The following is a 13,980-nucleotide window of genomic DNA, read 5'->3' as shown; positions in this document are numbered from 1 at the left end:
CGTCACCTCTGTATATTTATATGAAACATCTTGAATTGCACGAACCTATCATAGCAAAACATGGGACAGCTAGCAAATCACTTTTTGCAAACATATGTCCTTATTGTTTCTCCAAATCCAGCAGCTTCGTCTTGACTGGTAAGCCTCCAGCATAACCGACCAAACTTCCGTTAGCACCCGATACCCGGTGACATGGAAACAGAATGGGTAACGGATTTTTGTTATTGGCTCCACCCACAGCACGTACTGCCTTGGCTCGTCCGATCGATTCTGCAATATCTTTGTAGGACACACTTTGTCCGTACGGAATATTTTGCAATGCACGCCATACCTGCTCTTGAAAAGGAGTGCCTCTCAAATCATAGGCTATGCTGAATTCCCGTCGTTCTCCCGCAAAATATTCACGCAGCTGATCCGCGGCTTCGCGCAGCTTTTCCGGCTCCTGCACATAGACATATTCCCCAATCCATGTTCGGGCCCATTGCTGAAGCAGTGCTTCCTTCGCATGGAAAACGCCATAGTCTATTCGGCACAGCCCCCGATCTGTAGCGCACAGCGTCAACGTGCCTACAGGTGTCTCCATCTCATCATAATAAATGGTGGTTGGGCCCTGTGAATCCCCAGCTGTTACTTCTGATTTTGATGATTCAGACGCCTTATGCTGTTCTGCCTGCTCTTGTTCCTCCAGTTTGGAATGCGCTTGCGCGATCATTTCGCGTACTTGCTCATGTTGTTCCTTCTCTGATGCTTGCTTGATCGCTGTCATAGCGTTTTCCCCTCCTATTCGACTCAAAGCCCACGCCGCCGTGCCTCGCAGCTCGGGACGCGGATCATCCAATAAAACCTCCGTTAATTTGGGCACCGCACTGATATCCTTGAAATTGCCCAGTCCAATGACCGCATTGCGTTGAATGGGCTTCTTCCCCCGCCAAGCCGCCGCACTTTGACCGAATCGGTCTTTAAATTCACGGTTGCTCAAATCCAATAACGGCAGCAGCAACGGCTTCACAATTTCAGGATCGGGTGTAAGCTCGGGATGGTGATCCCAGTTGAGACCCCGATTTTTGGGGCATACCATTTGGCAGGTATCACATCCGTACAGCCGATTCCCTATCTTCCGCATAAACTCCTCATCCAGAAAGCCCTTCGTTTGCGTCAAAAAGGACACACACCGCTGGGCATTCAGCTGTCCAGGACCCACAAGCGCGCCCGTAGGACAGGCATCCAAACATTTGGTACACTCGCCGCAACCATCCGTTACCGGTTCATCTGGCTGGAAAGGAATGTTCGTCAACAGCTCACCTAGATAAATCCATGATCCCAGCGTCGGTGAAATCATCATCGTATTTTTGCCGCTAAAACCAATCCCTGCGCGTTCCGCAACGGCTCGATCCGATAGTTCTCCGGTATCCACCATGTTTTTCAATATGGCATCAGGCACCCGCTCACTTATAAAAGCCTCAAGCTTTTCCATCGCTTCGCGTAGTACCAGATGATAATCTTTCCCCCAGGCTGAACGCGCCAAAATACCACGGTACTTCCCCTTGTCCGACTTCGGCGGGTCCTTCATTTTAGAAGGATACGCCACCGCAATAGCAATCAGAGATGCAGGCTGTGAGCCATACAGCTCCGGGTAGATCCGCTTATCAATATCTGGCTCCTCAAAGCCGGATTCATAGCCTTTCGCACGATGATCTTCCAATATAGCTTTCAGAGACAGAAAGGGGTCGGCGGATGCGAACCCGATGGAGTCGATACCCAGCCCTGGAGCTGCCTCAATAATTTCCTGCTTGAGCGCAGCCCAAGTCAAAGCGGTTCCGGCAGCCGCCTGAGTCAATCCGCGTTGCATCCGATACTCACCTCTCTTCCACTTTTTATCATTACAGATATGAGGATTTGCAAAATACCCATATCTCAAATTTCAACAGAAAATAGCAGCAGATGCTACCGTAAATTTTTAACAGCACTGGTCGCCAGAAAATCACAGCGATTATTCAGTTCGTTGTCACTGTGCCCTTTAACCTTCACATATTCAACCTCATGCTTACCCATCAGTTCCCACAGTTCTTCCCATAGTTCCTTGTTCTCCACTGGCTGATTTTTACTGTTGCGCCAGCCATTACGAAGCCAATTCTTAATCCAGCCCTGTTTAAAGCAATTGACGACATAGGCAGAGTCACTGTGTACTTTCACATGGCAAGGCTCCTTGAGCAGCTTTAGCGCTTCAATCACAGACTTGATCTCCATACGGTTGTTTGTCGTCATTTTCTCGGCACCTGACAGCTCCTTACGATGCTCCCCATACAGCAAAACAATCCCCCAGCCCCCAGGACCCGGATTTCCCGAACAAGCACCGTCGGTATATACCATCACTTCTTTCATCATCCTCTTCCTTTCCTCATCGGTAACCGCCTGCTCCGTCATGGTCCTGATCGGTTTGGACGTGTTCCTCATTGATTTCAGACTATAGTTGCTCTATAGCCATTTCCACTCAGATATCGGCCAAAATATAAATTCTGCACGTCCCAGTAAATCTTGAGATTTAATGCTGCCAAAATAGCGGCTATCCTTGCTTGCTGCAATATGGCGATTATCCCCCATGACAAAAAAGTGCTCCGGCTCCACCGTAAAGGGACCATAATCACCATCCTCCACGTTAGAGTTGGTGTAAGGTTCATTTAGCAGCTCACCGTTCACATACAATTGATTATGTTCAACTCGGATTACATCTCCGGGAATACCTATGACTCTCTTCACTAAAAATCTTGGGCTCGACAGCTTGGAATCGGGATCTTTTAAAATCACAATGTCCCCCCTGCCCGGATCATGAAAATTATAAACCAGTTTGTTAACGAACAAATGCTGGCTTTCCATTAGCGTCGGCTGCATCGAATGTCCTCTGACCGTGGACAAGTTAAATACGAACAGGTTCAGAAGCAGCAAGACGACCATGGCGATCAGCAGAGTGACTAACCAATCGCGTATGTAACCAGAGCGGCCTGCTTGTTTGGACGTTTCCGGCGAGGGAAGCGGGCCTGACGAAGGAGCCAAAGCGTCCATAATTAAACCTCCTCAACCCTGTTATAAATAGAAAAGCATATCCCGTACCCGATTGCAACGGTTACTCAGATATGCTCTAAATGTAAATATTATACTTAATGTTATTCAATTCTCTTTATTTCGATTCCCGATTAATGAGGCGCCAAAATACTCAGCTTCTGAAAAGCCTGTAAAATCTGGCTTGCTCCATAGCCCATCGCTTCGTACAAAGGCATGGCCGCACTGTTATGCTTGTCCCCTGCTACCCAAATACGGCTAACCTTACGTTGCTGAAAACGCTGCTCCATGGACTCCACAAGCGATTTGCCGATTCCCATCCGACGACGATCCGGGTGAATAGCGATACGATAGTAACAACCATCATTCTGATCGATCGTGCCGATCAAAGCACCCACGATCTCTCCCTCTTCTTCTGCAACGATGATCAAACCGGAATCCCACGAAAGCTGACGGGCAAATGCTTTCACCGTCTCTTTGTAGCACTCCTCTGACAAGGCAATTTGCATGAGTTCCGTTACTGAGTTCACATCACTTAATTGAAAGGAACGAACGTGCATAAGTAATATCTCCCTTTTCGTAAGCATAATAAAAAAATTGAGACAGCACCGTCATTTTTACATAAATCCTTAAATTTCTTATCATGGTGTTAATCACAAGGCATTATGATAAAAATGCATACGATCTGCTATATATGAAATGAAGAACAGGAAAAGGGTGTATGCCCTCAAGTTCGTCATGTCATAGACATGACAGATTATAGCAGACGACAAAAAAGCCGAAATTTCTGCTTCCTTGACCATTAAACCATACTTTTTGACGGAATACATCCCTTTTTCTCATGTAAGCGCTGTATATAAAGCGTTTACATTTTAAAGTTCACAATTTACCTCTTATTACCTATGTATTGTGTATTCCAATCGGGTTTTTGGACATGCTAGCTACCAGGCCGTATTGCCCAGTTTGCTATTTTACAAACAAAAATGTTGATAAAATAGGCTGAATGCGGTTTAATATAACTATCGAGGGTATTATTACATAGGAACACTTACCCAACCATATAACCAGGAGGGATTTTACTATGGCATTTCAATTACCAGAACTTCCTTACGCAAAAGACGCACTGGAACCGCACATTGATGCACTGACAGTAGAAATTCACCATGATCGTCACCATAACACATATGTAACGAACTTAAACGCAGCTCTGGAGAGCGCTCCTGAACTGCAAAGCAAAAGCCTGGAGGATCTGATCTCCAATCTGGACAGCGTTCCTGAAAGCATCCGCACTGCGGTTCGCAACAACGGTGGTGGACACCACAACCACAGCCTGTTCTGGGAAGTTATCGGTCCTAACGGTGGCGGACAACCGACAGGTGCTATTGCTGAAGCAATCAGCAACGAGCTGGGCGGCTACGACAAATTTAAAGAAGACTTCACTAAAGCAGCTACAACACGTTTTGGTAGCGGCTGGGCTTGGTTGGTTGTCGGCAAAGACGGCAAACTGGCGATCACTAGCACTCCAAACCAGGATAGCCCGCTGTCTGAAGGTCTGACTCCGGTACTTGGACTGGACGTTTGGGAGCATGCTTACTACCTGAAATATCAAAACAAACGCCCAGACTACATTGCAGCATTCTACAATGTAATCAACTGGGATGAAGTAAACAAACGTTACGCGGCTGCAAAGAAATAAGCCAGTAACAACATCTCTATCCTATAATAAAGGGCTGTCTCAAAAGTAGATTTTCTACGAATGAGACAGCCCTTTTGGCATTCCATGGTAAACTGGTGGAGATGATCTCAAATACAGCTCTGGAGGTTGATGGATGCAGACTTTTTTTCGTTACAACTGGATGATTCGGGAACAATGGTACCGCTGGTGTGAAGAGGTGTCGCAGGAGGAATTACTGAAACAACGCGTCGGCGGAGTCGGCGGCATTCTAAAGACACTCTTTCATATCGTTGATGTAGAGTGGAGCTGGATTCAAACGATTCAGGGCAAACCCGACTTTCAAGAGGACTTCTCTCTGTATGATACGCTCGACAAAGTCCGTGAGCTGGATGCAAAGTTTCGACTCGATGTCGAGCCGTTCGTGCTCGCCTGGCATGATGGTCTGGAACGGAAAAGATTCGAAGATCACCTCCCGGACGGCAGGATTGTAATTGATGCGTGGGGTGAGGTGATGCGGCATGTCATTGCCCACCAAATCCACCATATTGGGCAGTTGTCCATATGGTCTCGGGAGCTCGGCAAGCCTCCGGTTTCGGCCAATGTAATCGGCAAAGGGCTGATTGAAAGCAATGATGGAATCAATTAGCTTTAACGAACATACAAGTATATTCATGTGACTCAGAGCCGTCCCCTGTCATTTTTAACGACTGAGGACGGCCCTTTTACTTTTTCATCTATGCTCTCTTGTCTATTCCACGAATATTCTCTTCTTTTAACCGTTTTCATAAAAGCTTGATTGTAACTGATTAAGTTTTTCAACCTAATCAATATTCTCTTGGTTCAGACTGTTGACCCCTTGCTCTTGAAAGCACCGTAAGCCAATGTAAATAATGCTCCACATAACAGGGCAATAAGATGAGCGATAAGATAATTCATATGACCATGGTTCTCTGACGCGGCAATTGCAAAGCCGGGAAGAGCCGTGGTTCCGAATCCTATGGCTGTCAGCTTGCTTAAATATACATATGCTCCCGCAATCATTCCTCCGAGGCATCCAGCAACCAAGGGGAACTTATACTTTAAAGTGACCCCAAAGATCGCTGGTTCCGAGATTCCAAAAAGTACAGACCCGAATGCAGAGTAACCCATTTCTTTAACCTTGGTGTCTTTGCGTTTCAAAAGAATATACCCCAAAACGGCGCCCCCTTGAGCCATCAAAGCTACTGATGCCAACGGGTTGATAAAATTTCTGCCTGTATCGGTTAACAGCTGCGCTTCTACCGCACCCATAACATGATGTAAGCCTGTAATAACAATGATCTGCTGAATGCCTGCAAAAAACATAAAACCGAATATCCCAAGGTTTTGCGTCATCCAAAGCAGCGAAACGGTGACCAGACTAGCCAACTCTCGCCCAAGAGGGCCGATAATGGTAAACAATAGCAGGGAAGAAACAAAGACAGTCAGCAACGGAGCCAAAAATAGTTTAATCATGTCCGGAACCTTTTTGTTAAAAAACTGATCCAACTTGGCTACCACATATCCCATCATTAGAGCAATAATAATACCGCCCTGAAATCCAACCAACTGTACGGGAAGGCCGAAAAGACTGATCGATTCCGGGTTTTGACTCCCTTTAGCTACCTCAAAGGCATCCGCCAGGGCTGGATGAAGCATAATTGCACCCAGCACAAGCCCCAGAATCGGACGACCGCCATATCTCTTGGTTGCAGAATAAACAACAAGCAGCGGCAGGATGGTGAAAATACCCGTAGAAACGATTTGAACGAAGCGATTGATCCCTTGAAAAATTGGATACATCTCCACAATCGATTTAGGACCGAATAACCCCTTCTGACCTAATAGCCCGGTTATCCCCATTAACAATGCGGCGGCAAGAATTCCCGGCATGATCTCAATGAAGACATCTGACAGCGATTTAATGGCTTTTTGAAAAGGATTTTGCCTTTGTGCGGACTTCGTTTTGACATCACTTAATGACATATCTTCCGTTCCGGTCAGTTTGGAAAATACGGCATAGATATTATTGACCAACCCTGCTCCAAAAATGATCTGTAGTTGATCCCCCGCTATGAAAACGCCTTTAACCAGATCAATATCTTCAATCTTTTTTAATTCCGCTTTTTCATTGTCCTCAAGTACAATTCTTAATCTGGTGGCACAATGGGCCACACCGATAATGTTGTCTTCACCACCGATATATTTTAAAATTTCTTGAGAAATTTGCTTATACTGCTTTTCTTTTGCTTCCATCTAGTAAAACCCCCTCTAGCTGAATCAGATGTCTTCTTTAACAAATCTCCAGAACATGCCTAAAAAGTCCTGCTTTACCCTGGCAAGCGTTATGCCGACATGCATTAATTCATCACCGCCGAACAGCTCACCGGTTTCTACATTTCTATAAACGTAGTCTGGATTCAAACCTTTGAATTTTAACGTTTTAATCGCGGCTGCGGGTTGGGATAAAACCTTGAAATAGCTGGCCGCCATTTCCGTTTGATCTTCCGACACAAAGTTCCATGCGGCTTCATTTTCATCAAACGGATTAATTATTCTGTAAAACTTCCCAAATTGAATGAGCGATCTCATTTCTTTATATAAAGCTATCTGTTTTTTTACTATTTCTTTTTCCTCAATGGTTAATGTCGTCAGATCCAGCTCATATCCAAAATTACCGGCCATGGCGACATAACCTCTTGTCTCCAAGGGAGTTATTCTGCCCACTTGATGGTTGGGTACTGTGGAGACGTGTGCCCCCATAGTAATCGGAGGGTAGATAAGACTTGTCCCCCATTGAATCTTCAGTCGGCAAATGGCATCCGTATTGTCACTCGTCCAGGTCTGAGGCATGTAATAGAGCATACCGGCATCAAAACGGCCTCCTCCACTAGAACAGCTCTCAAATAAGACATGGGGAAATCTTGATGTAAGCTCTTCCATAACACTATAGAGTCCCAGGATATAACGATGCGCAGTCTCCCTTTGTCTCTCAGGTGGCAAGGCTGCCGAACCCACATCCGTCATGTGACGATTCATGTCCCATTTTACATAAGTAATCGGAACGTCCGATAAAATATCGGAAACCGACTTAATAATGTACTCACACACTTCCTTCCTCGATAAATCCAACATCAGCTGATTTCTTCCCAACGTATACGGACGATCGGGGACATGGATACACCAATCGGGATGCTTTCTGTATAAATCGCTGTCTATGGATACCATTTCAGGTTCAAACCACAAACCAAACTCCATACCCAGATTTCGTATGCGGTTTGCAAGATCCAGCAATCCATCTGGAAGTTTGCGACGATCCACCACCCAATCGCCTAATGAAGTATTGTCATCATCCCGTTTTCCAAACCACCCATCATCCAATACAAACAGCTCCACTCCTACACTTTGAGCTTCCTTCGCCAACTGCTCAATCTTGTCAGCATCAAAGTTAAAGTAAGTGGCTTCCCAGTTATTAATCAGGATCGGCCGTTCTTTGTCACGAAAAGGCCCACGACATAATCTGTTCCTGTATAATTCATGATAAATTCTCGACATGCCGCCCAAGCCATTTTCGCTGTATACCATGACCACTTCAGGGGTTTGGAACGATTCCTCCGGTTCAAGCAGCCATGTAAAATCAAAAGGATTAATCCCCATGGTGACTCTTGTGTTCCGATAGGAATCTACCTGAGTCTGGGCCGTAAAGTTCCCGCTGTACACCAGATTAAAGGCGTACACTTCACCCTGTTCTTCATCTGTCCCTTCTCTTACAAGTGCCATAAAGGGTGCCTGTTGAGGGCTGCTAGCTCCACGGCAGCTGTCTACCACTTGAATTCCGGGTAAAATTTTTCGCCTTGCTATATTTTTTTCATTATTATGCGCACCGTACAAAGTAATTAGTTCGTATTCATCATCACGAAAATCCACACTAGCACTTAACGCTCTAAGCAGTTTTAGCTGCTGCCGACCTTCATTATCGAAACGGACTGAACGAGTAATGACATCCCGCTTTTGATATAGGCTATAGGATAGTACAATCTTTACATCAATTAATGGGTCTTCAAGGACGATTTCCAGGGTTTCTACTTCGCCAGCATCCTCTGCATAAGTAGAAGGAAGCCCTTTCAATTTTGGTTTGCCTTGGTAAACCCGATGTTCTTTATACCGAAAATCTGTCACGGTAGAACCATTCTCCAATTGAAGCTGATACGCAGGAATCCTGAAATCACTTTTTCCAAATGATGGATATTCTTGTGGGATAGTATCCAGTGAAAAGGCTCGATCCTCGCCATCGGGATTGGGTGAAAATCCTCTATCCATAAAGATGATTTTATTGCTTCCCCGATAGTTCTGAATTTTCTTTCCCCAATACAGATGGGCTAAATAACCATCTCGTATAACCTGCATGACATAACTCGTATTGCTGCCTTGTAAATGGAATAAAAGCTTCTCTTTATCGATGTGTATAGCCATAGCAACCCCCTTATAGAGCCAATAGTACGATTTCCAAAAAGTATAAATTATGTTGTTTACTTATCATTTACATCCTAATAATAATTGAATTATTTAAATAATTATATGGAATAATGTAGACTCTATATGAAACGGTGTGATAATATGCAGAGATGAATTAAGGGGTGAAAACAAATGAGTTCACACTTTTCCAATCATTCCTATAACAACCTGGATCTCAATTTATACACATGTGGCAAAGAAAGCTGTATCAGCAAACACTCTTATGGTCCAGCCATTCGAAGCGGGTATATGGTGCATTATATTTTAAAAGGAAAAGGGATCTTTAAAGTCAACGATAAAATCTATCATTTGGAGAAAAACGATGCTTTCTTTATTGAGCCGAAGGTTTTAATTTACTACGAAGCGGATGAAGTCGACCCATGGGAATATGCCTGGATTGGTTTTAATGGGGTGCAAGCAAAAGAATATCTAAGCCGGACCTGTATCAATAGGGACAATCCCATTTTCCGGTTTGAAGCAGAGGGCAGCCTTGCCCGCTGTATGGAGAGTATCGTCGTTTCTTCTACACTGAAATCCAACAAAGACCTGCTGCTTGCATCCAAGCTGTATGAATTTCTGTATCTGATGTTTGAACATTACCCTAATCAGGAAGTCAACCATGAGGTAAGACAGCAGCGGTATATTAAAGAAGCGCTTCTCTTCATTCAACAAAACTATTCACACTTCATTACCGTAAGTGACATTGCCAAGTACATTTCAATTGACCGTTCGTATTTGCATCGTTTATTTAAACAGCAACTAAATAAGTCACCACAGGAATTTTTATTGCATTTGAGGATTGAAAAATCGTGCTCCCTATTAAGAAATACTTCCCTTAAAATCGGGGATATTGCTCGGTCTGTAGGGTATAAAGATGTACTCCTATTCTCCAAAATGTTCAAAACGGTCAACAAGGTGACTCCATCCGAATACCGAAAAAATCCCCCAAAGTAACACACTTCGTTCGCAACTAAATTAGGCATATTTCAAAAACAGAAAAATAGCGGCAGCATGGATCAACCTCATGTCCATACTGCCGCTATTGTCAAAAGAAAATAAAGTTCTAGACTGAAAAATAAAGTATTAGACTGACGTTGCTTCATTAAGCTAACGGGCAGGATAGTTCAATTACGTGGTATCATGTGGTGAGTAATTAATGGAGCCCTCTTTTACAATGTTGAGAATGGGGGAAATCGTGGTCGGCTTGGAATGGGAAGGTTTGTATAGAGAATTGTTGGGAGATGGAAACCAATTGCTTATGGAAGGCGCAATGGATGTCTGTCATCGCTTATCAAAGACCCATCGAATGTTCGTAATCACGAATGGTATCACTCACACGCAAATCAAACGCTTGAAGCAGTCTGGGCTATATAAGTTTTTCGAGGATATCTTTGATTCGCAAAGCATTGGTTATCAAAAACCGAAGGAAGAATTTTTCAATTACGTCATAAGTCATATTTCAGAATTTAATAGAAAGGATGCGCTTGTCATTGGAGATTCATTAAATACGGATATCAAAGGTGGTCTTCAGTCGGGCATTGACACCTGTTGGGTCAACAGAACCGGACAAATAAGTCCGGCAGAAATTAAAAGCACATATACAATCTCAAACTTAATGGAGCTCACTTCCATCTGTTAGGCTGTAAAAACAAACGCTTGTGCCGCCTCAATTATCACTTTTTGGTGACTATATCACAAAAAAGTGGGTACTGTTTTTCTTGTAACTTTCCCCCCATACTATCGTTCATAGGAGGTTCATGAAGCAGACAGAGCATCCTATACCATATAAATCATTATAAAAGGAGTGTAATAGAATGGGGAAATTTGACGGGAAGGTAGCAGTTGTAACCGGAGGTACAAGCGGCATCGGTCTCGCGTCGGCACAACAGTTCGTAAAAGAAGGGGCTTACGTTTTTATCACGGGACGCAGACAACGTGAACTGGATGAAGCAGTAAAGCAGATCGGAAAGAATGTTACAGGTGTCCGAGGTGACATATCTAAATCGGAAGATCTAGATATATTATTCGAAACAGTTAAGCGAGAAAAGGGACACTTGGACATTCTCTTTGCAAATGCCGGACTAGGGTCATTGCTTCCATTAGGAGAAATTACAGAAGCACAATACTACAAGACTTTCGATGTCAACGTGAAAGGAACCATCTTTACAGTACAAAAGGCATTAGCTTTGTTTCCAAATAAAAGAGGTTCGATTATTCTAACGGGATCCACTGCTGGCTCGACGGGGATGCCAGCGTTTAGTATCTATGGTGCATCCAAGGCAGCGATCAGACAGCTCGTCCGCAGCTGGATTCTTGATATGAGAGGGACCGAAATTCGTATAAACATCCTTAGTCCGGGAACAATCGTAACGCCGGCGTACGATGAGTTATTTGGCTCTGAACTAGATCATTTCCTGGAACAGGCAAAAAATGATATTCCGCTCGGCAGAGTGGGGCAGGTTGAAGAGATCTCCAATGCTGTCATGTTCCTAGCCTCTAATGAAAGCAGTTATATGAACGGCGTTGAATTATTCGTAGATGGCGGAGTAGCTCAAGTTTAACCAGGACATAATAATTTTCAAACGACAAAGATTTTTAAATCAACTTAAATGCGATTGTATTATCCCCTCCATGTAACGTTCAATTTTTCCTTCAGTGATCCTTGAAGGATCAAGCGATACATGAAGGGGATATTCTTAGATCGGGAGATGGTGCATTGATATGAAAACATTTTTCTGTGAACTGGAAGTTACACTAGAGGTTATCGGAGGAAAGTGGAAGGGGCTTGTTCTGTACTATTTAATAAAAGGACCTAAACGGACGGGAGAGCTTAAGCGACTCGTTCATAATATATCGCAAAAGATGCTGATTCAAACTCTTCGGGAACTGGAAACAGACGGATTAATTCGCAGAAAGATGTACAATCAGGTACCGCCTAAGGTGGAATATTCAACGACGGAACTGGGTCAATCACTTGAACCCATTTTGAGATCGCTTTGTGATTGGGGGGGGAATTACGCAGAGCAATCCTTCGCTCCGGGCGAGATTGAGATTTTGTATCTGGATTAACTGTCGGGGGACAAGAGCATAGTCCCATTTGAAGTCGCTATTTTAGCGGCTTTTTTGTTTTATCGTTTTACGTTGATGTTTTCGAGTGATGAGCAATATTCTAGTACAGGTTACTTCGTAATTAACAAGGTGCACTACAAAACTAAGGACACAAAACTTGTCTCAGAGATTAATAAGTACGTCTTGGATTATGGAAAAAGCATCATGCCCCAGCTGTTGCCAGGAGTCTGAGCAAACAGGTAAGCGGTTGAGGCTAATGACAATGAACCCATTACGCTAACGGGAAACGTTAGTTCAATGGAAACAGCGACAGTCTAGGACTTTATTTTCTCGTCCTTGGTTGTCGCTGTTTCCATTTTCTAGGCTCAGTCTAATACTTTATTTTTTGCTGACAGCGCTATTCAATTAACATCAGTCTCCTTTTTGCTTCGCATAATACTCGGTGATCAGATCGAGGAACACCTTGGGAAACGCCAAGGTGGCCATATCCGCTTCGCTGATCCAGCGGTACCCCGCTGGCAGCGCATTATGCGCGTGCTCCGCCTGCTCAGCCAGCGCAATCAACGCACCCGGCTTCGCTTCGGTGCTGTAGCTGGCCCGCTGTTCGGCAGCCAGCGGATGTCCTCCCGCCTCCCCGGCAGGGACGGCGACCTCTTCACACTGGAACACACGCAGGTTCCAGTGAATGTGGCTGAACGTGTGCTCCGCCTCACGTACAAACCGCACCGGGCGCGCAAGCACGCCCTCTGCCAGCAAATGAGCCGCCAAATGGTCCATGGCGGGCTCATCCGGCACCGGGCCGTTGTAGCCCTCCGGCCCGGCAAGCTCATGCGGCAGCTCCCACATGCGGGCCAACAGGCCCTTGGCCGGGCGCTGCCGTACGAGCAGGCGGCCTGCGTTCGCTCCGCTGCCCTCGATGAGGGCTACGGAACGCGGCTCCAGCCGCGGCGGCTTCGCCTTGGTCTTGACCGGCAGCGTCTCCTCGCGACCTGCCAACCTGCCCGAGCAATGCTCCATGACCGGGCAGGTCAGACAATGAGGCGACTTCGGCGTGCAGACCAGCGCCCCCAGCTCCATCAGAGCCTGATTAAAATCAGAAGCCCTCCCTTCGGGAATCAGCTCCCGTACCAGACTTTCCATATGCGCCCGCGTGCTGCCCTTCATAATATCCTCTTCAATGAGAAAATAACGCGACAGCACACGCATCACATTTCCGTCCACAGCAGGCTCTGGTCGATTGAAGGCGATACTCATAATCGCCCCCGTCGTATACGGGCCTACTCCTTTCAGTGCAGCGACAGCCTGTGTATCATCCGGCACCTGCCCGCCGTGAAGCTCAACTACTTGTTTTGCCGCAGTTTGCAAGTTCCGGGCCCGCGAATAATAACCCAGCCCTTCCCACAGCTTAAGCACATCCTCCTCGGGTGCTTCCGCCAACGCTTCAATTGTAGGAAAACGTGCAATAAAGCGATTAAAATACGGAATGACCGTATCCACACGCGTCTGCTGAAGCATAATTTCCGAGATCCAGATATAAAAAGGATTCCGATGGCGGCGCCACGGCAAATCGCGCTTGTTACGTGTATACCAATTCAACAGTTCAAAGCTGAAATAACGCTTTTGTTCCAATGTATTTGTAGTCATCA

The 13,980-nt window shown here is 45.3% G+C and carries 13 protein-coding genes; 6 read left to right on the top strand and 7 right to left on the bottom strand.

Going from position 1 to position 13,980, the window contains the following annotated elements:
* Positions 1-100: 100 nt before the first annotated feature.
* The 4 genes from queG to MHI21_RS03935 all read right to left on the bottom strand — a co-directional run bounded on the left by queG (position 101) and on the right by MHI21_RS03935 (position 3,617).
* A complete protein-coding gene (gene queG / locus MHI21_RS03950; RefSeq protein ID WP_342419478.1) occupies positions 101-1,849 on the bottom strand; it encodes a tRNA epoxyqueuosine(34) reductase QueG in 1,749 nt (582 codons plus the stop codon).
* 95 nt (positions 1,850-1,944) lie between these two features.
* Positions 1,945-2,382, bottom strand: coding sequence for a ribonuclease HI (gene rnhA, locus MHI21_RS03945; RefSeq protein ID WP_023986996.1), 438 nt, complete (start codon positions 2,380-2,382; stop codon positions 1,945-1,947).
* A 93-nt stretch (positions 2,383-2,475) separates the two neighbouring features.
* Positions 2,476-3,060, bottom strand: coding sequence for a signal peptidase I (gene lepB / locus MHI21_RS03940; protein ID WP_069291099.1), 585 nt, complete (start codon positions 3,058-3,060; stop codon positions 2,476-2,478).
* Between the two features lie 131 nt (positions 3,061-3,191).
* The gene (locus MHI21_RS03935; protein WP_160789290.1) at positions 3,192-3,617 is read right to left on the bottom strand and encodes a GNAT family N-acetyltransferase; all 426 of its coding nucleotides are present in this window, start codon (positions 3,615-3,617) and stop codon (positions 3,192-3,194) included.
* Positions 3,618-4,138: 521 nt separating this feature from the next.
* Between MHI21_RS03935 and MHI21_RS03930 the strand changes: the two genes are divergently transcribed.
* Positions 4,139-4,753 (top strand): superoxide dismutase, encoded by a 615-nt coding sequence (locus tag MHI21_RS03930; RefSeq protein WP_023986992.1) that lies wholly within the window; start codon positions 4,139-4,141, stop codon positions 4,751-4,753.
* 133 nt (positions 4,754-4,886) lie between these two features.
* Complete coding sequence (locus MHI21_RS03925; protein ID WP_342419477.1) at positions 4,887-5,378, top strand: DinB family protein; 492 nt, start codon at positions 4,887-4,889, stop codon at positions 5,376-5,378.
* 194 nt (positions 5,379-5,572) lie between these two features.
* Here the strand turns inward: MHI21_RS03925 and MHI21_RS03920 are convergent, their stop codons facing one another.
* Both MHI21_RS03920 and MHI21_RS03915 read right to left on the bottom strand, forming a co-directional pair.
* Entirely contained in the window at positions 5,573-7,006 is a 1,434-nt protein-coding gene (locus MHI21_RS03920; RefSeq protein ID WP_341162289.1) for a PTS transporter subunit EIIC, read from the bottom strand.
* A 24-nt stretch (positions 7,007-7,030) separates the two neighbouring features.
* Entirely contained in the window at positions 7,031-9,223 is a 2,193-nt protein-coding gene (locus MHI21_RS03915) for an alpha-galactosidase (protein ID WP_341162290.1), read from the bottom strand.
* Between the two features lie 174 nt (positions 9,224-9,397).
* Between MHI21_RS03915 and MHI21_RS03910 the strand changes: the two genes are divergently transcribed.
* The 4 genes from MHI21_RS03910 to MHI21_RS03895 all read left to right on the top strand — a co-directional run bounded on the left by MHI21_RS03910 (position 9,398) and on the right by MHI21_RS03895 (position 12,334).
* Positions 9,398-10,219: an AraC family transcriptional regulator gene (locus MHI21_RS03910; RefSeq protein ID WP_341162291.1), complete on the top strand. Its 822-nt coding sequence runs from the start codon at positions 9,398-9,400 to the stop codon at positions 10,217-10,219.
* Positions 10,220-10,439: 220 nt separating this feature from the next.
* A complete protein-coding gene (locus MHI21_RS03905) occupies positions 10,440-10,904 on the top strand; it encodes an HAD-IA family hydrolase (RefSeq protein ID WP_226888891.1) in 465 nt (154 codons plus the stop codon).
* Positions 10,905-11,079: 175 nt separating this feature from the next.
* The gene (locus tag MHI21_RS03900) at positions 11,080-11,826 is read left to right on the top strand and encodes an SDR family oxidoreductase (protein ID WP_058711000.1); all 747 of its coding nucleotides are present in this window, start codon (positions 11,080-11,082) and stop codon (positions 11,824-11,826) included.
* 160 nt (positions 11,827-11,986) lie between these two features.
* Positions 11,987-12,334 carry a winged helix-turn-helix transcriptional regulator gene (locus tag MHI21_RS03895; protein ID WP_019685981.1) on the top strand — a complete coding sequence of 116 codons (348 nt, stop codon included), beginning with the start codon at positions 11,987-11,989 and terminating at the stop codon, positions 12,332-12,334.
* A 411-nt stretch (positions 12,335-12,745) separates the two neighbouring features.
* Here MHI21_RS03895 and mutY read toward each other — a convergent pair whose 3' ends face one another.
* Entirely contained in the window at positions 12,746-13,978 is a 1,233-nt protein-coding gene (mutY, locus tag MHI21_RS03890; RefSeq protein ID WP_342419476.1) for an A/G-specific adenine glycosylase, read from the bottom strand.
* Between the last annotated feature and the right edge of the window lie 2 nt (positions 13,979-13,980).

Origin of the sequence: Paenibacillus sp. FSL H8-0168, from assembly GCF_038592955.1 — a bacterium.
GTDB lineage: Bacteria > Bacillota > Bacilli > Paenibacillales > Paenibacillaceae > Paenibacillus > Paenibacillus polymyxa_B.
The sequence above is the reverse complement of the archived record's forward strand: the minus strand, read 5'-3'. Positions and strand labels throughout refer to the sequence as shown.